Source organism: Sorangium sp. So ce321 (assembly GCF_051530195.1).
Taxonomy (GTDB): Bacteria; Myxococcota_A; Polyangia; order Polyangiales; family Polyangiaceae; genus Sorangium.
The window spans coordinates 9,535,693-9,554,338 of the sequence record NZ_CP150329.1 but is presented as its reverse complement, the minus strand read 5'-3'; the positions used below and the strand labels follow the sequence as shown (position 1 = coordinate 9,554,338).

Here is an 18,646-nt window from a genome sequence, read left to right as displayed (position 1 = left end):
TCCCGCATGCCCGTCCCCCGCGCGGCAGCCCGAGCGCAATCCCCCCGGGCGCCCCAGCTCGACGAGATCGCCGCGTTCGCCAAGGTGGCGGAGCTCGGCTCGTTCACGGCCGCGGCCGCGCAGCTCGGGGTCCCGAAGTCGACGGTGAGCCGCGCGGTGACGCGCCTGGAGGAGGGCCTCAAGGTGCGGCTGCTCCAGCGTTCCCCGCGCGCCGTCGCGCTGACCGACGCGGGACGTCGGTTCTTCGGCGACGTGGCGCCGCACATCGCGGGGCTCCGGGACGCCGCGCAGGCGCTCGACGCCTACCAGGGCCAGCCTCAGGGGATGATCCGGCTCAGCGCGCCGCCGGACGGCGGCGAGTCGTTCCTGGGGGAGATGCTGGTCGAGTTCGCGGCGCGGTATCCGCTGCTGACCCTCGAGGTGGACCTCTCCTCTCGCCATGTGGATCTGCTGCGCGAGGGCTTCGACATGGCGATCCGGGCGACGCGCGGGCCCCTGGACTCGTCGCTCGTCGCGCGCAAGCTGTTCGACTCCGACGTGCAGCTCTTCGCCGCGCCCTCGTACCTCGCGCGCCGCGGCACGCCCCGCGCGCTGGAGGAGCTGGCCGACCACGAGCGCGTCGTGTTCCTCCCCAGCACCCGTCGCGGCCAGTGGCCTGTCGACGACGCGCGATCGGTGCGCGACGCGATGGCGACGGGGCGCATCGCGACGGACAACTTCCAGCTCATCCGCGCGACGCTCCGCGCGGGGGGAGGCATCGGCCCGCTCCCGCGCGTCCTCGCCGCGCCCGACCTCGCGAGCGGGCGCCTCGTCCACGTGCTTCCCGAATGGTCGCAGCGCGCCGGGACGGCGTACCTCGTCTACCCGAGCGCGCGGCACGTGCCGCGGAACGTGGCCGTGTTTCGCGACTTCATCATCGCCTGGGTCAAGCGACTGGCGTGATCGGGGCGCTGGTAGGCCAGCCGCGGGGCCCATGCGAGTCGGATAGCTCAACTGGCGCTCACGGCGGTCCGCCGTAACTCACACGATACGAGCTCGAAACGATGTCGCAACATTGCGATGCCGCCGCAATGATCTCGTGATTCGCCTGTCTGCCTGATCGATCACCCGCCGGCGCCCCACGCTCCGACAATGCGCGACAGCGGAGCGCTCGAAAGCGCCCTGCTCACCTGCCGCGGTCGCTCCGGGATAGGGCCCCGGCACGCACCTTTACACGCACCTTTACGCGCACCTTTACACGCACCTTTAGCCAAAGCCGTGCCTCCGGCGCGACGGCGTACCTGTTCACACACCCCGACCGAGCCATTCAGGGGCTGATCTCCTGGAAACCCCGGCGGCCGAGGCGCCGCGCGGCGCTGTGGAGCACGGCGGGCCGAAGCGAGCAGATTCATCGATTTACACGAGCCGGGTAGCTCCAGATGAGCACCGGATCAGCACCGGATCAGCACCGGATCAGCACCGGATCAGCACCGGAACAGTAATCAGTAGTAGAGGAGAGGTCCCCGCCTTTGGCACGACCTCGCCACTCTTCAGCCACGCAGCACGCCCATCCGAGCAAATCAGGCTCAGCCGCGCAACACACGGTACGATTCGAGCCAGACTGCACTCACACCGCCCCTCAAACGCACACGGCGTCGGCGCAGGGGTAGAACATTCGCATCCCGCTGAAAACGAACAGAACTTAACACTGCTTAACATCGCTGGATCGGTTCACCACATACTATGCTCTGGTGGGCCGATATTCCAATACGCGTCGACGATTCCTCGATTCGCCCATCGACACGCGCGGCGACGATTTGATCCTTGTTATTATCTCAAAGTGATCTAGATTGCGGCCCTCGTGAGCGCTGCGGCGCGGCATGTCGTTCGAAGCTGGGGCTATGTCCCTCGTCAGTCTTCGCAACAGACGCCTTGAGACTGGGATCCGGGGGAGCGGCGGGGTAACTGGCACATGCGTTGCTGACGTGACGCGCGACGCGCGACGGTACAGCCAGCAGGACATCGGAAGAGAGAGGGCCGTGGCGTCGTTCCTGGCCGAGCTCGACGACCGATGTGGGGCTCCGTGAGAGAGGGCCACACGAGCGAGGACCGCCGTGATGCCGGCTCGCCGCGGCGGTCGCCCGGGTGCGGTTCAACCAAACGACGTAAAGGCGGTTTTACGAGATGAAACTTGCGAAGTCGCATGAGCGATTCATTGCTCGCAGGGGATGGCTGCCCGGGCGCGCCCTCCTGGCGGTGGGCCAGGGCCTATGAGCGCGACGGAGCTCGTGGCATCGGCGCGGCTGGCGTCCGTCGAGCGTCCGTCGGACGCGCCGGCGGAGGTCCAGGCGGCCTCGGTTCCTGGCGCGGCGAGCACGGCGTCGAGGTCCTACAAGGCTCTGATCCCCGCGCGGCTGAACCTGCTGCTCGCGGCGATCTTCGGCGTCTCCCAGGCGTACTTCCTGGTGCTCTATCCCCTGGGCCTCATCCGCGAGCCCTCGGCGGCGATCGCCGCGCTGGTCGTCTCGGTGGCCCTCGCCTACCCCTCCTGGGTGCTCATTCACGAGGGGATCCACAACATGCTCTACCCCGCCCGCGACGCCAACGACCGGGTGTCGCGGCTGCTCAGCATCCTGCACGGGTCGCCGTTCGCGGTCCTCAAGCTCGTCCACCTCCTGCACCACAAGTACAATCGCGTGGAGGACTACGCAGAGGCCTACGACCCGGCGCGTACAACGTGGTCGAGGGCGGCGATCCACCACTACTACACCGTGCTGGCAGGGCGGTACTGGAGCGAGGTCCTCGCGTGCATCATCGTCTGGCTGCCGCAGGGCCGGCGCGACCGGGTCATCAAGGACCTGATCGGCGACGGCGAGATGGGCAAGCGGATCAAGTCCAATCTCTCGAAGCAGGGCACCCTCGGGGAAGCGCGCACCGACGCCGCGCTGTGCCTCGCCCTGCTCGGCGCGTCGTTCTATCTTTACCGGCACGACGTGTGGGTGCTGCTCGCGGCGCTGTCGGGTCGAGCGCTCCTCGTGTCCTTCTTCGACGACGCCTACCACTACGGCACGGCGCGCAACCTCCCGGAGGCGCCGCAGCCCGCCCGCAACCACGAGCTCGGCCCGTCCTGGATCGTGCTCCACTTCAACCACCACGGGCTGCACCATCGCTATCCCAGCCTGCCCTGGAGCGCCTTGCCGGCGAAGGCCCGCGAAGAGGGGCTCGTCTATGATGGCGGCTTCGTGGCGTCGGCGCTTCGCCAGCTGCGCGGGCCCATCGCCATCTCTGACCTGCCAGCGCCGGCTCTCACGGGAGGGAACCGGGCTCGCAACGGGAGCAGCTCGAAGGTCTTGAACGGTTCAGCGGTAACAGAGGAGAGATCATGAATTCTGCGCGTCTCACGGGCAAAGAAATCACAGTGCGCGAGATCAACACCGAAGCGGGCATGCGCGACGTGATCACGCTGCGCGACCGCGTGTACGTCGACGATCAGGGGCGCCTGAACTCGGTCGACGACACGAAGGACACGTTCGACAAGTACGACCAGTACGGCACCTACTTCGTCGCCTACAACGACGCCGACCCCATCGGGGCGGTGAAGATCATCCGCGACTCGGAGATCGGGCTGCCGTGCGAGTCGACCGCGAAGCTGACCGTGAACCTGAACGATTACCGCGCCAAGGGGGCTCGCCTGGTCGAATTCGGCCACCTCGTGAGCGCGCCGGAGGTCCGCTCGCAAGGGGTGGGCATGCAGCTCATGCGCCACGGGCTCATCTTCAGCATCACCACGCTCAAGGCGACACACATCCTGGGCGACTTCTTCGCCGACGCGAACGGGAACTTCCAGCACTTCTATACCCAGGCGGGCTTCGAGCCGATCTGCGAGCCCTACCAGGACGTGCGGTTCGCGGGCAGCCCGCTGAGCGTCGTGGGGATGGTGGCGATCGAGACCGCGTTCAAGCTCTGGCGCGAGGGCTCGGAGAGCCAGCGGAAGCTGCTGCAGTTCTTCTTCGCCGAGCTCGATACGCGCCGGGCGCCGCCTTCGACGCTCAGCGCCGACGCGCGGTGACCCGCCTGTCGCTTCGAGGGGGCACGCTGGTTGGGTAGCATCATCGGGAAGGTCCAATGAACATGAACGACTCCAGTGACTCCTTGGCGTACAGGCAGCTCGTCAAACCGCGGCTGGCGGAGAGCCTCGCGACGATGGGCCTGGACGTGATCTACCACCGGGCGAAGGGGGATCACGTCTACATGCGCGATCAGTCCGGCAAGGAGGTCGAGGTCCTGGACATGGTCGGAGGCAACGGCTCGTTGCTCTTCGGGCACAACCATCCGCGGGTGATCGCCGATCTGCGGGAGGCCCTCGCGGACGGGATGGTCGTGCATGCGCAGCTCTCGATCCGGCGAGAGGCGGGGCTCCTCGCCGAGACGCTGGTGAAGGTCGCTCGTCGAGACTCCGGGATCGACGAGGGCTTCGTCGTGCACTTCGCCAACAGCGGGGCCGAGGCCATCGAGTGCGCGATGAAGCACGCAGAGGTGACCCGGATGTCGAAGCTCCTCGCCGCGTGGGACGCGCTGCGCCCGGAGCTCGAGGAGATGCAGCGCGCGGCGCGGGCGGGGGAGGTCTCCATGCCCGAGGGCCAGCTCGAGCACGCGTCGATCGCGTCGAAGTTCGGCCGCGTGAGGAGCCTCGAGGAGCTCGTGGGCCGCGTGCTCGCGCACAACCAGGCACAGCTGACGAGGCGCCCGATCTTCGTCGGCCTGGAGCACGCGTTCCACGGCAGGCTGGTGGCGAGCGTCCAGCTCACGTACGCGGCCCGTCCGCCCTACCGCAACCTCGGCCTGAACGTGAGGTTCCTTCCCCTGAACGACCTCGAGGCCCTCGAGGCGCTGAAGGCCGAGCTCTCGCGCGAGGAGAGCCTGGACCTCTACGGGCTCAAGGTCGAGGACGGGGCGGTGCGCCTCTACAAGCGCAGCCTGTCCGCCGTCGCCGGGGTCCTGGTCGAGCCCATCCAGGGCGAGGCGGGGGTGCTCGAGGTGTCGTCCGAGTTCGGCGCGGCCCTGCGGCGGTTCTGCGACGACCAGGGGTGCCCGCTCATCCTCGACGAGATCCAGAGCGGCATGGGCCGCACCGGCCGCTTCTTCGCGGCCAGCTGCATCGGCCTCAAGGGGGACTACTACGTCCTCGGGAAGTCGCTCGGCGGCGGCGTCGCGAAGATCACCGCGGTCATGTTCCGCGCGTCGCTGTACCAGCACGACTTCGCCCTGCACCACAGCTCGACGTTCGCTGAGGACGACCTGTCGTGTCGCGCTGCGCGCACCGCCCTGGAGATCCTGGAAGAGAACAGCGGCGCGACCTACAAGCAGATCGAGGCCACGGGGCGGCGGCTGCGGGCGGCGCTCGAGAGGGTCCACGCGTCGTATCCCGATCTCACGAAGGAGGTCCGCGGGCGAGGGTTGTTTCTCGCGCTGGAGTTCTTTCCGCCGCTCACGTCGGGCTCGCCGCTCTTGCGAACCCTGGCCCAGTTCAAGCTCTTCGGTTACCTGCTCTCGGGCTACCTGCTGAAGGCCCATCAGATCCGGATCGCGCCCACGGGGAGCGCGACCAACCTCCTCCGGTTCCATCCGTCGATCAACCTGGACGACCGGGCCATCGAGTCCATCGAGGTCGCGCTGCGGCGGCTTTGTGACATACTGCGGCACGAGGATATCTTTCACCTGATCTTCCCGCTGACAAACTCCACACGTCCAGTCCCGCGCGCCGAGGTCAGAGACTTCCGGCCTGCGCGAGGTGATTCTCCGAAGGACGGCCCGCCGGGAGCGTCGCCCGGCCTGATGGACAGTCGAATGAGCATGGAGGGCTTCAGGAAGGCAGAGCCCTCTCTCGCAGATCTCACGGACGGAGAGGTGGGGGCGTTCCTGTCGCGCCTGATGGAGATCGGGCGCAGGGTCGGCTCGCTCCAGCATCGACAGGTCTGACGCGGGAGCTGCGACGAGCGCCGGGGGCGGCCCCCCGCGCCTCGGTGTGGGCCGGGCGCGCGTCGACACGACGCGCGCTCCGGGTGATGGAGGGCGCCGCTCCGGCGCCCTGGTCGCGGCGGTCCATCCGCCGTGGCTCGAGAGGTACATAAGTCCGGTTGGCCGTGGGCTGAACGGGTGATCCAGAGCTGACTTCCTCTCTCGAGGATGTTGGGACAGCCCTGCCATCCGACCGCCTCGAGCGGCGCTCGCCGGGCAGGTTGGACGGTCGCTTTTTGCAGACGGCCGCGGCCCGGAGCAGGTGCTGGCGAAGACCTGAAGAGTGGGCCGTGGCGCAACAGATTTTCAATAACGGAGACTCCCTTGATCATCGAAAATGACATCGATTCTTCGAGCCTGGATGAAGCCCCCAAGCAAGCTGGGGTCGCCTCACGGGGCCACGCGAGGCCCATCGACAAGGAGCTGCTCCGCGTCGATCCATGGGTGATGGCGACGAAGCTGGCGGTCTTCCTGCTGCTCCTTTCGGCCGGCTACGCCGGGATCCTCTCGGGGCACATCGCCGGGAGCGTCCTCGGAACGCTGCTCGTCGGCGCGATGTTCGCGCACGGGGTGGAGCTCACGCACCAGTTCCTCCACGGCACCGGCTTCCGGAATCGCACCGCCAACCGCGTGGCGGGCTTCCTGTGCGCCCTGCCCATGCTCGTATCACACTCGCACTACAAATCTCTGCACCTAGCGCATCATCGGAATCTGGGGACGCCGGCCAACAAGGAGTTCTTCAACTACGGCAATGTCAAGGGCAAGCACCCCCTCGTGGTGCTCGCCCGGTCCTTCTCGCTGGGTCGGTACCTGAACGTCGGGAGGAACATCCTCGGCGCGCTGGCGGGCAAGACGCCGGACGGCGCGGCGAACAGCCAGGAGAGCCGGGCGATCCGCCTCGAGTATCTCGCGATGCTCGCGGTCATCGTCGGCGCGATCGCGTTCACCGCCGTCACCCGCAGCGATCTCGCCCTCCGCCTCTGGGTCCTCCCGCTGCTCCTGGTCGCCGAGCCGGTCCACTTCTGGGTCGAGCTGCCGGAGCACTTCGGCTGCGACCTGAGCAAGCGGAGCGTGCTCGTCAACACGCGGACCATCCAGGGCAGCTGGCTGTCGTTCTGGTTCACGAACGGGAACAACTTCCACGTCGAGCACCATCTCTATCCGCGCGTCGCCATCGACAAGCTCCCGCGCGTGCACACGACGCTCAGGCACGACATCCAGTTCTTCAACCGGAGCTACTGGTCGTTCCTGCGGACGGTCTTCTCCCGGGAGGTCCTCCCCTCGGACCCCATCGACGCGGGCGGCCTCGAGGCGTCGACGCCGCCGTCGAGCGCGCCGGCGCCCAGCTTCAGCGCGAAGCGGCCGACGTGCGCGTAGGCGCGCCCGGCGGCCGCTCGGACGAGCCGGCGGCGGGCTCGTCGCGCGGGCGCGGACACCCTCTTCGAGATCAAGACATCGGAAGGATCGTGACATGAGCCTGAAGAGACACCGAACGCCCTTCTTCATGGGCGTCCTGGCGGGCACGGTATACGGGCTCTGGGCGGTGTATGCCAACTGGGGCCACCCTCTCCCTCATGTGGCTCGAGCGGCCTCTGCGCAGTTCGCGCTGAGCTTCTGCTCCACGTCGTTCCTCACACTGGCGATCGAGCTCGTGCTGAGGAGGAGCAGGAGCACCCCGAACCTGGTGTTCGCGGCGACCGGTCCGCACGCCGCGATGGTCGCGCTGTTCATGACGGTGCACTGGCTGTCCGGCACGCCCAACATCCTGAAGACGATCACCCCGTCGGCCTCGATAGGCCTGCTCTTCTGCATCGCCTACGTGCTCAAGAGGAGCCGTGGGCCGCAGGAGGCGCCCGCGCCCGCGCCTGCCGTCGACGCTCGGGGGTTTGTGGAGCCGCCCGCTCACAAGGTGGCGCCCGGGTCCTGAGGCGGGTAAAGGAGCGCGATGACGAGCCGATCTCTTGCCCGGGTCATGGCGTTCGGGGTAGCGCTGATGCCGCTATCCTGCGGATCGACACGAACGGAGAGTGCGATGACGCTTCCGAATCAGCGCGCCGAGAGCACCGCGGCGCACCCCGAGCAGCATCCCGAATTCGAACGGATGGTAAGCGACTTCTTCCGGAGCGTCTCCTTCGAGGAAGGAGCGAAGCCGAACTACAAGAGCATCCACGAGCTGTTCATCGAGGAGGGGAAGCTCATCAAGAACAGCTCTGACTCGCCCGAGATCTCCGGCGTCAGCGCGTTCATCGAGTCCCGCCAGAAGCTCGTGGATGCGGGGGACTTGACCTCCTTCCGAGAGGTCGAGCGCGCCGCGATCACCGAGGTGTTCGGGAACATCGCGCACCGGCTCTCGACGTACGAGAAGCGCGGGAAGCTGAAGGGGAAGGCGTTCGAGGGGAGGGGCGTCATCTCGACCCAGTTCATCAGGACGCCGGCCGGCTGGAGGATGAGCTCCATGGCCTGGGACGATGAACGGCCCGGGCTGACCCTCCCCGACCGCTACAGCTACGGCGAGGCCGGCGCGCCCTGAGGCGCGCGACGGCGGGGCGCACCGCGCTCAGGGCGCGTCGGCGTTCTTGATGAGCTGCGCGTAGAAGCGCGCGACCTCGGCGAAGTTCTTGACGGAGATCCGCTCGTTGGTCCCGTGGAAGCGCGCGCGGTCCTCGTCCAGCAGGCGCGTCGGGCAGAACCGGTACACGCCGTCGGCGACGCGCTGGTAGTGGGCGGAGTCGGTGCCGCCGAGCACGAGCGATGGCGCGACGATGGCGTCGGGGAAGACCTGGCGGATGGTCCTCTCGATGGACCTGTAACCGAAGCCCGTGACGCTGCTGACGGGCGAGGGCTCCTTGCCCTTGCCCCCGCCGAGGATCTGCACCTTGACGCGCGGGTCGTCCACGGTGCGCGCGACGTGGTCGAGGACGGCCTCCACGCTGTCGCCGGGGCGAATGCGGAAGTTGACGACGGCCCGGACGCGCTTCGGCAAGACGTTGTCCTTGATCCCGCCGTCCAGCATGGTCGGGGCCGTGGTCGTGCGGATCATGGCCGCGGTGGCAGGGTTTCCGGCCAGCGAGAGCGTCGCGAGGGGCTCGAGGAGCCAGAGATTGGAGAGGATGAGGCGGTTCGGGAGGAGCGGCATCTCGGGGGCGAGGGTCTCGAAGAGGAGCCGCGCCGGGCCATCGAGGCTGGCGGGGATCGGGTTGCTCTCGAGGCGGTCGATGGCCCTGGCGAGGATGCCCACGCCGGTCGGGCGCGGGGGGACCGAGGAGTGGCCTCCCTCGGTCTCGACGACGAGCTCGACGCTGACATAGCCTTTCTCCGCGAGCCCGACGAGGCCCACGGGCCTCGCGACGCCCTTGATGATGCCCTGGGTCAGGAACATGCCCTCATCGAGGGCGTACTCGAGGCGGATGTTGCGCGACGCGAGGAGATCGACGATGGCGGAAGCCCCCTTCTGGCCGCCCAGCTCCTCGTCGTGACCGAAGGCGAGGTACACGGTGCGGGAGGGCGAATGCCCCTGATTCAGCAGGGCCTCGACCGCTTCCAGGATGCCGACGACCCCGTTCTTGAAATCGATGCTTCCCCGGCCCCACACATAGCCACCGTCGATCGTGCCCTCGAACGGGGGCTTCTGCCAGCCGCCCTCGGTGCCGGGCTCGACGGGGACGACGTCCTGATGTGCCATGAGGAGGATCGGGGGCTTGCCGGCGTCCTTGCCCTTCCAGGTGTAGAGCAGGCTGAGCCCGCCGACGACCTCGCGCGTGAGCGTCTGGTGGGTCTTCGGGAACATCTCCTCCAGCGCCCTGTGCAGGCCGAGGAACGCGTCGACGCTGGTCGATTCCCCGCCGGCCGGAGGCGCCGTCTGCACATCGAGCGTGGTCACGGGCTGCTCGGAGATGGTCTTGAAGGTGATGGCGCGCGCGAGGTGCTCGGCCGCCTTCGCCTCGTCGATCGGTACGCCTTCGGCCGTCTCGGCGCCGATCTGGCGGCTCTTGGTCGTGAGGGCCTTCACGACAAGGATGAGCAGCAGCGCGACGACGCCGAGGCCGACGAACCGGAGCACACGGCGCACGAGGCCGCGGAGCTTCGGCGGCCTCTCGGCCCTCGCCTCGATGGACGGCGCGCTCTTGCGAGCGCCCGCTCCGCCCGCGGAGCTGGCCTCATCCGGTGCTCCGCCGCCACTCTGATGCTTGTTCACCGCCTCGCTCATGCGGCGCATCGTCGCCGATCCGAGGGCCCAAATGCGAGCGAGTTATGTGGGGACGAAGACAGCAGCCGGCCATCTCGTCGCCCGAGGGCCTCGGGTCGGGCCGAGCACGAGCGGCGTCGGATTCACGAGCCGGAGCCTCGGGCCTCCGAGAGGGGGACACGGGCGGCGTCCTCGTTCGCCGCGGCGGGGCCGGCGCGGTCATCGCGCCGCAGCCGGGCACGACCCGGCCCCATGGGAGCGGAGCCGCTCCACCGGCCGCGCGTGCTCGAAGAGCGCGTCCCGGGCCGGGTACGGGCTCACGAACCCGAGGAGGCTCAGGACCGCTGCAGCTGCGCGACGAGCTCTTCGAGGCGGTCGTAGCTGAGGCCCGCGCCTCCGGCCATCCCGGTCCCCATGACGATGTCGCGCACCTCCAGCGACGGATAGCGCACCGTGGCTGTCATTCGCGTCTTGCCGCCCTCGTCGCTGAGGACCGTCGTCACCACGGAGACGGTGTCCGGATAGTCCTCGAAGATCTCGGTGAACACGAGCCGGCTCGGCGGCGTGATCTCCTTGTATTCGCCGTGGAAGGCGGCCTCGCCCTGCGGGTGGCGGTTCACGAAGCGCCATTGGCCGCCCGGGCGGAGGTCGATCTCGCAGACGGGCACCGAGTAGCCCTCGCCCAGGCAGCCCCACCACCGCTTCACGTGCTCTGGCTTCGTCATCACGTCGAACACGAGCTGCCTCGGCGCGTTGAACAAGCGCGTCATGCAGATCTCCTTCTCCGAGGGGGTCGTGACCTTGAAGCTGTCCCTGTTCGCCGCGCTGCCTACGACCATGTTCATCACTCCTTTGTTGTCGTTTCGTTCGCTGTCAGTTCTTGCAGGTACTTGTCCAGCCGGTCGAGCCGCCCTTCCCAGAGGTGCCGGTAGTGCTCGGCCCAGTCGGCCACTTCCTTCAACGGTCCCGCTTCGAGCCGGCACCGCCGCCACTGCGCGTCTCGCCTCCGCTCGATCAGCCCCGCGCGCTCGAGCACCCGCAGGTGCTTCGACACGGCGGGCATGCTCATGTCGAACGGCTCGGCGAGCTCGGTGACCGAGCATTCCCTCGTGGCGAGGCGCGCCAGGATCGCCCGGCGGGTCGGGTCCGCCAGGGCGGCAAACGTGGTGCTCAGCTGATCGGTCGGCATATGAACTTAACCGATTGGTTAATTAACCTGTTGGTTAAATACGGCGCGGCCCCCTGGTTGTCAAGGAAGAACCCGCCGGCGGCGCGGGGCGCGGCGGCGCGACCCGGGGCCGGGCTCGCTCCGGGGGAAGGGGGCGGGGGCGGGGGCGCGCACGTGGGCCCACGGCGGCGCAGGGGCCGGGGATCGGCCGGGTCAGTGGAGGGGCGATGAGCAGAAGGTGCCGTCGGCGACCGTCGGCGACCGTCGGCGTCGTCGCCTCGACGGTCGGCGCGCGCCGGCGGCCGTCACCGTGGCGGCGACGCCGCGCGCTGCCCTCAGGCCTTGAGGCTGGCGAACGCCTGGGCGATGCGCGGGGCCGCGTGCGGGCGGGTGTACATCCGCTCCATGTAGGCCACGAGCTGCGGGAAGCCGTCGAGCAGCCGGGCCTCCTTGGCCCAGTCGAGCGTGTAGGCCATCACGATGTCGGCCACCGTCAGGCCATCGCCCACGACGAACTGCCGCTGTTGCATGTGCTTCTCCAGCACCTCGGCCATCGCCTTGAAGTCCTTGCCGGCGAGGGCGACCTCGGCGGGCAGGCGCTGGTCCTCCGGATACAGGAACGTGTGACGGGCGATACGCCACAGCGGCTGCTCCAGCTCGGTCGCCGCGAACAGGAGCCACCGGTAGACCTGTGCTCGCTGCTGGAGATCCGCGGGGAGCAGGCCCTTGTCGGGGTACTTCTCGGCCAGGTAGAGGACGATCGCGACAGACTCGGTGAGCACGAGGTCGCCGTCGACGAGCGCGGGCACCTTGCCGGCAGGGTTGACCTCGAGGAACTCGGGGCTGCGGTGTCCGCCGACCGCGAGGTTGACGATGACGGATTCGAACTCCACGCCAAGCTCCTGGAGCACCCAGCGAACGCGGATCGAACGGGTAGGGGCGAACTCGTATAGCTTCATCCATTCCTCCATCGGCGGCCGCGTGGTGCGGCCGCTCGCGAGCCTTCAACCAATAGATCTCGAAGCTATCACGCCTGGCTAGAGCAACAAACGGGTTGAGCCCGCCTGAAACGACGCCGAGGAGAAGACAACATCCTGGCGTCCTTGGCGTCCTTGCCGCCTCGGCGGTTCATTTCTCGCTCGGTCAACGTGATCGATCGGTGTTCTAGCTCCCTTCCGGCGCCGGCCCCCGGAAGGCGTCGAGCCCCGCGACAGGCTCCAGCTTCACCGGGCGCCCCTCGCGCGCCGAGGTGTAGATGGCCTCCATGAGGCGCATGTCCTGGAGCCCCTCCTCCCCCGGCGTGTGCGCCTGTTGGTCCTTCCGCACGCACTGCGCGAAGTGGTCCATCTCCAGGGCGAAATGGTTCTTCTCGTCGAGCTTCCACTCGCTCGTGTCCTCGATCGGGCGGTCGGGCGTCTTGCGCGACACGCGGATGCGGAGGCCTCGATACGGGAACGCTGGGTCCATCTCCGCCCAGCCCTCGGGCCCCATGACGCGGAAGCGCTTCGACACGTGGCAGCTGTAGCTCGTGGAGCAAACGGCGCGCGCCCCGCTCGGGAACCGCAGGAAGAAGTCGACCGTCTCGTCGACCTCGCGGAAGCGCGGGTCGTCGGGCGTGCTGTAGACGGACCCGAGCACCTCGATCGGCTCCTCTCCCGTGAGGTAGCGCGTCGCGTTCAGGCAGTAGATCCCGATGTCCGGGAGCGCCCCGCCCCCGGCCAGGGCCTTCTTCAGCCGCCACTGGTTCGGGTCGCCCTGGTGCTGGGCGTTCACCGCCATGATCGTCTTGATCGGGCCCAGCGCCTTCGACCGGCAGAGGCGGATCATCTCGCGGTGGTGCGGCTCGTACTGGAGGCGGTAGGCGACCATCAGCTTGCGGCCCGCCTTCTTGCACGCGTCGATCATCTCCACGCACTCGGCCGATGTGTTGGCCATCGGCTTCTCGCAGAGCACGTGCTTGCCCGCCTGGGCCGCGCGGATCGTGTACTCGTGGTGCATGCTGTTCGGCAGCACGATGTAGACGACATCGACGGCCTTGTTGTCCTTCAGGCGGTCGAACGTCTCGTAGCTGTAGACGCTCTTCGGGTCGATCCCGTACTGCCCGGCCACCTGCGCGGCCTTCTGCGCGTCTCCGCTCACGAGCGCCGTGGGCCGCGCGTACTTGCACTGGCCGAACGCGGGGAGGATCTCCTCGAGCGAGAGCCGCCCGAGGCCCACGATGGCGTACCCGACGCGCTTGTCCGGGGCGAGCGGGGCGGGCATCTCCTCGGACTCGCGCTCGGTCGGCGCCATCAGCCGAGGCAGCTTGACGGGCGCGGGCGAGTCCGGCGACGCGCCCGCGTTGCTCTCGGCCCTGGCGCACGCGGCGCCCAGCTGGGCGATCGCGCCCGCGACGGCGACCCCGCCGGCCGTCCGCAAGAGGCCGCGCCGGGAAACCTTGTCCGCCAATTCAACCATCGAGTCGCTCCTTTCATGGGAAGGGCGCTCGGACCCCTCCGATGGCCGGAGGCTCGCACGGCATGACACCGGCCGAGCGTCGGGCACGGCCGGATTATCGCCCTCGGGCCGCGATGTAGCCGGCCAGGTCGCCACGGGCATTCGGCCCCGGTGCGTGAAGCGCTGGCCGCGCGTCACGGCGGCGCGCATCCCTGCTCGCGTCACCGCGCGCTGGCCACGCGAAATTGACGTGGATCGCCGTGATCGGCGGGAGCGACGCATCGCCGTGTTCCGCGCGGGCCGCGGCTTGGATACGCTGTTTCACGAGCTCGCTCGTCTCGCGCATGGATCCGGGGCCGAGCTTGCTACCTTCGAGGCTCCGCACCCGCCATGTACCGCATCGCCGCATCCCGCCCGCCCGAGTCACCCCGCGAGTGGCAGCTCATCGTCGAGGCCTACCTGTACGAGCACCTCGGCGTACCCGAGGCCTGGCTCGCGCGCGTCGGCGGCACCGTCGCGCTGCTCCTCGGCGCGCGGGTGCTCGTGCCCGAGGACCACGGCGAGCAGCGCGCGCGCCTCTTCGACGACCTGCGGCGGGTCGCGGGGCAGCCGCCGCCGCTCCTCGCGCCGAGCTCGTTCGGCCTGGAGCGCGTGGTTGCGCCGGGCGACACGGAGGCCGCCCCGCGGCACGTCGCTGTCTGCCCCTGGCCCGACGCGGCGGGCATGACGCTGGGGGGCATCGCGCGCCACCTCCCGGGCTCCCGCTTCGACATCGGCGCCGCGGTCGAGGTCGCCGCGCAGCTCGCGCGCGTGCGGCTCGCCGTGCCTCACGCCGACTTCACGCACGCGGGCGTCGTCGTCTTCGAGAGCGGCGAGGTGCGCGTCGCGCCGCCCCTGCCCGAGACGGAGCGCTCGGCCAGGCTGAGCTACACGGGGCTCGAGTACCTCGACACCCTCGGGATGAGCGCCTCGTCGTTCGCGGCCGCCGAGCCCGGCTTCGGCGTCGCGTCGGCGCTCTTCGAGCTCGTCACCGGCCTCGGCGAGGCGGGCGCCGAGGCGAAGCGCCGGTTCATGCTCGGCATGGGCGCGGCGCAGCAGCCAGCGCTCCCGCGCCACCCGCTGCCGGCGGACCTCGGGGTGCATGACCGCGAGGTCGACGCGCTCGTCGCGCGGGGCACGTCGGGCGAGTCCCCGCTGCCCGAGCTCGCGCAGGCGCTCGCCTCCCTCAGCCAGGCGCTCGACGGCGCGGCAGCGCTCGGGCGCGCCGTGCGCGCGAGCGTCGCCGCGGCCACGGCCGCGCCGCCGCACGAGCGGACCCACGAGGGGCGGAGTCTCTACATGCTCTTCCCCGACGTGCAGGCGCTCCCTGATGGGGCCGGCTGGCCGGGGGCGGCGCCGTGACGGCGCCTCGGCGCTAACCGCAGCTCGGGATCTCGTCCAGGCTGAAGAAGACCTGCTTCCCCAGCGAACGGGAGAGCTCGACCATCTCGTCGGCTCCCTTCGACGGGCCGCCGATCCGCAGGCAGGCGTCGCAGCGAGCCACGAGCCGGCGGGAGACGGGGTGGAAGATCTCGTTGAAGATCTCGTCCCCGATCTGCCGCGACCCGGCGTGCTCGATGAGGGGCAGCGCGAACCACTCGCCGAGGACGGGGAGGTGGCCGGCGCGGAACAGGCGCACGGCCATGTCGTTCATGGCGCGCACGTTGGCCGCGATCAGGGCGGGGTCGTCGTTGGTGCCGGAGCGATAGGGGCCGGCGACGAGGATCATGAGGGGATGGGCGGTCGTCATCGTCTTGAGTCCTTCCAGGCCCGCGCGCGGGGCCAGCGGGGGCGCGGCGGCTCGAGTCCTCACGTCCGCGCGCGGGGGTCAGCGGGGGCGCGGCGGCCGGGGCGGCGGCTCACGCCCCGGCGGCCGTGCTGTTCACGGGGCCTGCAGGTCCTGATCGGCGCTCTGGAACCAGCGCGTCGCGACGCGGACCGCGTTGGTGGCCGCGCCGAGCCGGAGGTTGTCCCCGACGACCGTGAGGCAGACGGTCTTCCTGTCGCGGTCGCGGGCGTCGGGGCGGACGCGCCCGACGAGCGCGAGGTCGCGGTCCTGGACGCAGTGCAGGGCGCTCAGGCCCTCGCCCGCGGCGCCGGGGAGGTACTTCACGTAGGGCGCCTGCGCCGGATTGCTCAGGATGCTCGCCACCCGCTCGAGGTCGACCGGGCGCTCGAACGTGACCCACGCGTTCTCGTAGTGGCCCACGGCGACGGCGACGCGGCAGCACTGCGCGGAGATGCCGAGCTCGGGCATGCCGAGGATCTTGCGGCTCTCGAAGGTGAGCTTCCGCTCCTCCGAGGAGAACCCGCTGTCGTCCGTGCCGCCGTTGTGCGGGACGGTGTTGCCGGCGTAGCCCGCCAGCTTGAACGGGAGGCCGAGCCGATCGAGGGCCTGGTATCCGTCGCGCGCGTCCGCGAGGAACGCGTCGAGGGCGGCGATGCCGGCGCCGCTGACCGCCTGGTAGGTGCTCACCGTGACCGCGCTCAGCCCGAACTCCCGGCGCAGGGGCGAGAGCGCGAGGGTCAGCGGGATGGTCGTACAGTTCGGATTGGCCACGAGGCGGACCGACTCGTCGACGATGCTCGAGTTCACGCCGGCGGCGACGAGCGGCACCTTCGGGTCGGTGCGGTACGTGTTGCTCTTGTCGATCACGCGGTACCCGAGGTCGAGGAGCCGCGGGACGAACCGCTTGCTGTGCTCGTCATCCAGGGCCACGAACGCGAGGTCCCCGCGGGGGGCGTCCTGCGCCTCGAGGCGCGACGCGCCGAGCACCTCGTACGACTTGCCGTCGAGGGTGAGCTCCTGGTCCCGGCTCGCGTACAGGGCGAGGGTTGCGCCGGGCCACGCCCGCGCGATGAGGGTGATGGTTTCGCGACCGACGAGGCCCGTAGCGCCGAGGATGCAGATTCGCATAGGGGGGCTCTTTACCAGACCAGAGCCCAGCCGACGAGGGGCCAGTGCCGGGCGCCGCCGGGACGCCGCAGGGCGCCATGCTCGCGGCGCCGCGGCCGCCCGGACGGGGACGCCGCGGGCGGCGCCGGCGATGGCGCCGGGGGCTCGCGCTCAGATCACCGTGCCCGGGGGGACGACGGCGTTCTTCGGGACGACCACGACGCCCTCGCGCGCCGCGTAGTACTCCGCGTCGGTGTCCTCCCGGTCGGGGAGGTTGCGGATCACCACCCCTTCGCCGATGCGCGCGTTCTTGTCGATGATCGCGCCCTCGATCTTGCACCCTCGGCCGATCCCGATTGGGGGGAGCCCCCTCGTGCTCTCGGGGGGCTGGCCGTGGAACAGCGACTCGTAGTCCGCGCCCATCATGACCGTGTTGGACATGGTGACGTGGGGCCCGATCGACGAGAGCTGCCCCACGACCGACCGGCAGATCTTCGACTCGATGATCCGGCTCCCCTCCGCGAGGAGCACCTGATCGAGGACCGAGCCGGCCGTGACGTGGGCCGGGGGGAAGAACTGCGGGCGGGTGTAGATCGGCCGCTGCGGGTCGTAGAACGAGAACGGAGGGTTGGTGTCGGTGAGCGCGAGGCTCGCCTCGTAGTAGCTCCGGATCGTGCCGATATCCTCCCAGTACCCGTCGAACGTGTAGGTCACCATCCGGTGGGTGTCGAGCGACTGAGGCAGGATGTGCGTGCCGAAGTCGGACGAGTTGTCGCGATCGAGCATCTCGTAGAGCGCCTTCGCGCGGAAGATGTAGACGCCCATGGAGGCGAGCCACGGGTTCTTCGGGTCGGGCGTCTGCCGCACGTTGTCGAGCAGCTTCATGTCCTTCGGCTTCTCGACGAACTTCACCACCCGCCCGGAATCGTCGGTGGCCACGATGCCGAGGCGAGACACCTCGGCGGTCGGGACGGGGCGCACGGCGAGCGTGACGTCGGCCCGGGTCTCGCGGTGGTGCGCGAGGAAGGGCTCGTAGTCCATGCGGTAGAGGTGGTCGCCCGAGAGGATCATGACGTCGCGCGGGTCCGGCGACTTGACCTCGCCCAGCTGCTTGCGGACCGCGTCGGCGGTGCCCTGATACCAGTCGCTGTGGTCCGGCGTCTGCTCGGCGGCGAGGATCTGCACGGCGCCCGCCGAGAACACGTCGAACCGGTACGTCTGCGTGATGTGGTTGTGGAGAGAGACCGAGTTGTACTGCGTGAGGATGTGGATGCGATTGAAGCCCGAGTTGAGGCAGTTGCTGATCGGGATGTCGACCAGGCGGTACTTGCCCCCGGTCGGGACGGCTGGCTTCGAGCGCAGCTTGGTGAGCGGGTAGAGGCGGCTTCCGACGCCTCCGCCGAGGATCAAAACCACCACGTCGTTGTGCTTCAAGCGGACCTCCGCGAGGTGAGAGGGGACGGTGCGACGCCCGGAGCGATGGGCGCCGCTAGACTAGCCGATGATCGCGACCGGTCGAGCCGAATACCGGCGCGAGAGGGGCGCGGCAGCGCTGCGGCCCTCGCGATGGCCGGTGCGATCGCGGGTGCGCTGGCGCCGGAGGCGCGGATCTCCGGCGCCGCCGCGGGTTCCATGAGGGGGGAGCCGGCCTCGGCGCTCGCGAGGAGCCGGCGGCGCGGCCGCGTCCTCGCGAGCGCTCGGCCGTGATCGCTGGTACCGCCTCCCCCGATGCTCGTCCCTGCGTCGGTGACGGGGAGAAAGGCAACCGCAGAGGCACAGAGGACACAGAGGTTCTTTGCTCTCCTCTGTGTCCTCCGTGCCTCTGGGGTTCCTTCTCTCATGAAACCGGGGAAGAGCTCCGGAGACGTGACACCCGTCCCGCCGCCCGCCGGGGCGCCTCGTCGTCGGGTTGCCCGGCCCTGCT

16 protein-coding genes are annotated in these 18,646 nt (G+C 69.4%); 8 read left to right on the top strand and 8 right to left on the bottom strand.

Annotation, left to right across the window (positions count from 1 at the left end; genetic code table 11):
* Window positions 1-6: 6 nt before the first annotated feature.
* From WME89_RS35195 to WME89_RS35165, 7 genes are all read left to right on the top strand, one after another.
* Window positions 7-942: a LysR family transcriptional regulator gene (locus tag WME89_RS35195; RefSeq protein ID WP_438004020.1), complete on the top strand. Its 936-nt coding sequence runs from the start codon at window positions 7-9 to the stop codon at window positions 940-942.
* A gap of 1,307 nt (window positions 943-2,249) precedes the next feature.
* Window positions 2,250-3,365: a fatty acid desaturase gene (locus WME89_RS35190; RefSeq protein ID WP_438004019.1), complete on the top strand. Its 1,116-nt coding sequence runs from the start codon at window positions 2,250-2,252 to the stop codon at window positions 3,363-3,365.
* Window positions 3,362-4,048 (top strand): GNAT family N-acetyltransferase, encoded by a 687-nt coding sequence (locus WME89_RS35185; protein WP_438004018.1) that lies wholly within the window; start codon window positions 3,362-3,364, stop codon window positions 4,046-4,048. The genes WME89_RS35190 and WME89_RS35185 overlap by 4 nt, the downstream gene beginning before the upstream one ends.
* Before the next feature lie 62 nt (window positions 4,049-4,110).
* Window positions 4,111-5,958 (top strand): aspartate aminotransferase family protein, encoded by a 1,848-nt coding sequence (locus tag WME89_RS35180; protein ID WP_438004017.1) that lies wholly within the window; start codon window positions 4,111-4,113, stop codon window positions 5,956-5,958.
* A gap of 363 nt (window positions 5,959-6,321) precedes the next feature.
* Window positions 6,322-7,374, top strand: coding sequence for a fatty acid desaturase family protein (locus tag WME89_RS35175; RefSeq protein ID WP_438004016.1), 1,053 nt, complete (start codon window positions 6,322-6,324; stop codon window positions 7,372-7,374).
* A 94-nt stretch (window positions 7,375-7,468) separates the two neighbouring features.
* Window positions 7,469-7,924, top strand: a complete 456-nt coding sequence (locus WME89_RS35170; protein ID WP_438004015.1) for a hypothetical protein — start codon at window positions 7,469-7,471, stop codon at window positions 7,922-7,924.
* A 105-nt stretch (window positions 7,925-8,029) separates the two neighbouring features.
* Window positions 8,030-8,527, top strand: coding sequence for a hypothetical protein (locus WME89_RS35165; protein ID WP_438004014.1), 498 nt, complete (start codon window positions 8,030-8,032; stop codon window positions 8,525-8,527).
* Window positions 8,528-8,554: 27 nt separating this feature from the next.
* On the opposite strand, the gene WME89_RS35160 is transcribed toward WME89_RS35165, so the two are convergent.
* From WME89_RS35160 to WME89_RS35140, 5 genes are all read right to left on the bottom strand, one after another.
* Complete coding sequence (locus WME89_RS35160) at window positions 8,555-10,192, bottom strand: M20 family peptidase (protein WP_438004013.1); 1,638 nt, start codon at window positions 10,190-10,192, stop codon at window positions 8,555-8,557.
* A gap of 326 nt (window positions 10,193-10,518) precedes the next feature.
* Window positions 10,519-11,028 (bottom strand): SRPBCC family protein, encoded by a 510-nt coding sequence (locus WME89_RS35155; protein WP_438004012.1) that lies wholly within the window; start codon window positions 11,026-11,028, stop codon window positions 10,519-10,521.
* Complete coding sequence (locus WME89_RS35150; protein WP_438004011.1) at window positions 11,028-11,372, bottom strand: ArsR/SmtB family transcription factor; 345 nt, start codon at window positions 11,370-11,372, stop codon at window positions 11,028-11,030. The genes WME89_RS35155 and WME89_RS35150 overlap by 1 nt, the downstream gene beginning before the upstream one ends.
* A 314-nt stretch (window positions 11,373-11,686) precedes the next feature.
* The gene (locus WME89_RS35145; protein ID WP_438004010.1) at window positions 11,687-12,310 is read right to left on the bottom strand and encodes a glutathione S-transferase family protein; all 624 of its coding nucleotides are present in this window, start codon (window positions 12,308-12,310) and stop codon (window positions 11,687-11,689) included.
* Between the two features lie 205 nt (window positions 12,311-12,515).
* Entirely contained in the window at window positions 12,516-13,808 is a 1,293-nt protein-coding gene (locus WME89_RS35140; protein WP_438004009.1) for a Gfo/Idh/MocA family protein, read from the bottom strand.
* A gap of 369 nt (window positions 13,809-14,177) precedes the next feature.
* On the opposite strand from WME89_RS35140, the gene WME89_RS35135 reads away from it, so the two are divergent.
* Complete coding sequence (locus WME89_RS35135; protein WP_438004008.1) at window positions 14,178-15,188, top strand: hypothetical protein; 1,011 nt, start codon at window positions 14,178-14,180, stop codon at window positions 15,186-15,188.
* A 13-nt stretch (window positions 15,189-15,201) separates the two neighbouring features.
* Here WME89_RS35135 and WME89_RS35130 read toward each other — a convergent pair whose 3' ends face one another.
* The 3 genes from WME89_RS35130 to WME89_RS35120 all read right to left on the bottom strand — a co-directional run bounded on the left by WME89_RS35130 (window position 15,202) and on the right by WME89_RS35120 (window position 18,156).
* The gene (locus tag WME89_RS35130; protein WP_438004007.1) at window positions 15,202-15,576 is read right to left on the bottom strand and encodes a DUF4406 domain-containing protein; all 375 of its coding nucleotides are present in this window, start codon (window positions 15,574-15,576) and stop codon (window positions 15,202-15,204) included.
* A gap of 132 nt (window positions 15,577-15,708) precedes the next feature.
* Window positions 15,709-16,743 carry an aspartate-semialdehyde dehydrogenase gene (locus WME89_RS35125; protein ID WP_438004006.1) on the bottom strand — a complete coding sequence of 345 codons (1,035 nt, stop codon included), beginning with the start codon at window positions 16,741-16,743 and terminating at the stop codon, window positions 15,709-15,711.
* 150 nt (window positions 16,744-16,893) lie between these two features.
* Entirely contained in the window at window positions 16,894-18,156 is a 1,263-nt protein-coding gene (locus WME89_RS35120) for a glucose-1-phosphate adenylyltransferase (RefSeq protein WP_438004005.1), read from the bottom strand.
* Window positions 18,157-18,646: the final 490 nt, after the last annotated feature.

Excerpts from the sequence above, each read along its gene's own strand:
- WME89_RS35195 (WP_438004020.1), top strand. The coding sequence starts at position 7 with ATGCCCGTCCCCCGCGCGGCAGCCCGAGCGCAATCCCCCCGGGCGCCC.
- WME89_RS35170 (WP_438004015.1), top strand. The coding sequence starts at position 7,469 with ATGAGCCTGAAGAGACACCGAACGCCCTTCTTCATGGGCGTCCTGGCG.
- WME89_RS35135 (WP_438004008.1), top strand. The coding sequence starts at position 14,178 with ATGTACCGCATCGCCGCATCCCGCCCGCCCGAGTCACCCCGCGAGTGG.
- WME89_RS35165 (WP_438004014.1), top strand. The coding sequence starts at position 8,030 with ATGACGCTTCCGAATCAGCGCGCCGAGAGCACCGCGGCGCACCCCGAG.
- WME89_RS35155 (WP_438004012.1), bottom strand. The coding sequence starts at position 11,028 with ATGAACATGGTCGTAGGCAGCGCGGCGAACAGGGACAGCTTCAAGGTC.
- WME89_RS35125 (WP_438004006.1), bottom strand. The coding sequence starts at position 16,743 with ATGCGAATCTGCATCCTCGGCGCTACGGGCCTCGTCGGTCGCGAAACC.
- WME89_RS35190 (WP_438004019.1), top strand. The coding sequence starts at position 2,250 with ATGAGCGCGACGGAGCTCGTGGCATCGGCGCGGCTGGCGTCCGTCGAG.
- WME89_RS35145 (WP_438004010.1), bottom strand. The coding sequence starts at position 12,310 with ATGAAGCTATACGAGTTCGCCCCTACCCGTTCGATCCGCGTTCGCTGG.
- WME89_RS35140 (WP_438004009.1), bottom strand. The coding sequence starts at position 13,808 with ATGGTTGAATTGGCGGACAAGGTTTCCCGGCGCGGCCTCTTGCGGACG.
- WME89_RS35130 (WP_438004007.1), bottom strand. The coding sequence starts at position 15,576 with ATGACGACCGCCCATCCCCTCATGATCCTCGTCGCCGGCCCCTATCGC.
- WME89_RS35180 (WP_438004017.1), top strand. The coding sequence starts at position 4,111 with ATGAACGACTCCAGTGACTCCTTGGCGTACAGGCAGCTCGTCAAACCG.
- WME89_RS35150 (WP_438004011.1), bottom strand. The coding sequence starts at position 11,372 with ATGCCGACCGATCAGCTGAGCACCACGTTTGCCGCCCTGGCGGACCCG.
- WME89_RS35185 (WP_438004018.1), top strand. The coding sequence starts at position 3,362 with ATGAATTCTGCGCGTCTCACGGGCAAAGAAATCACAGTGCGCGAGATC.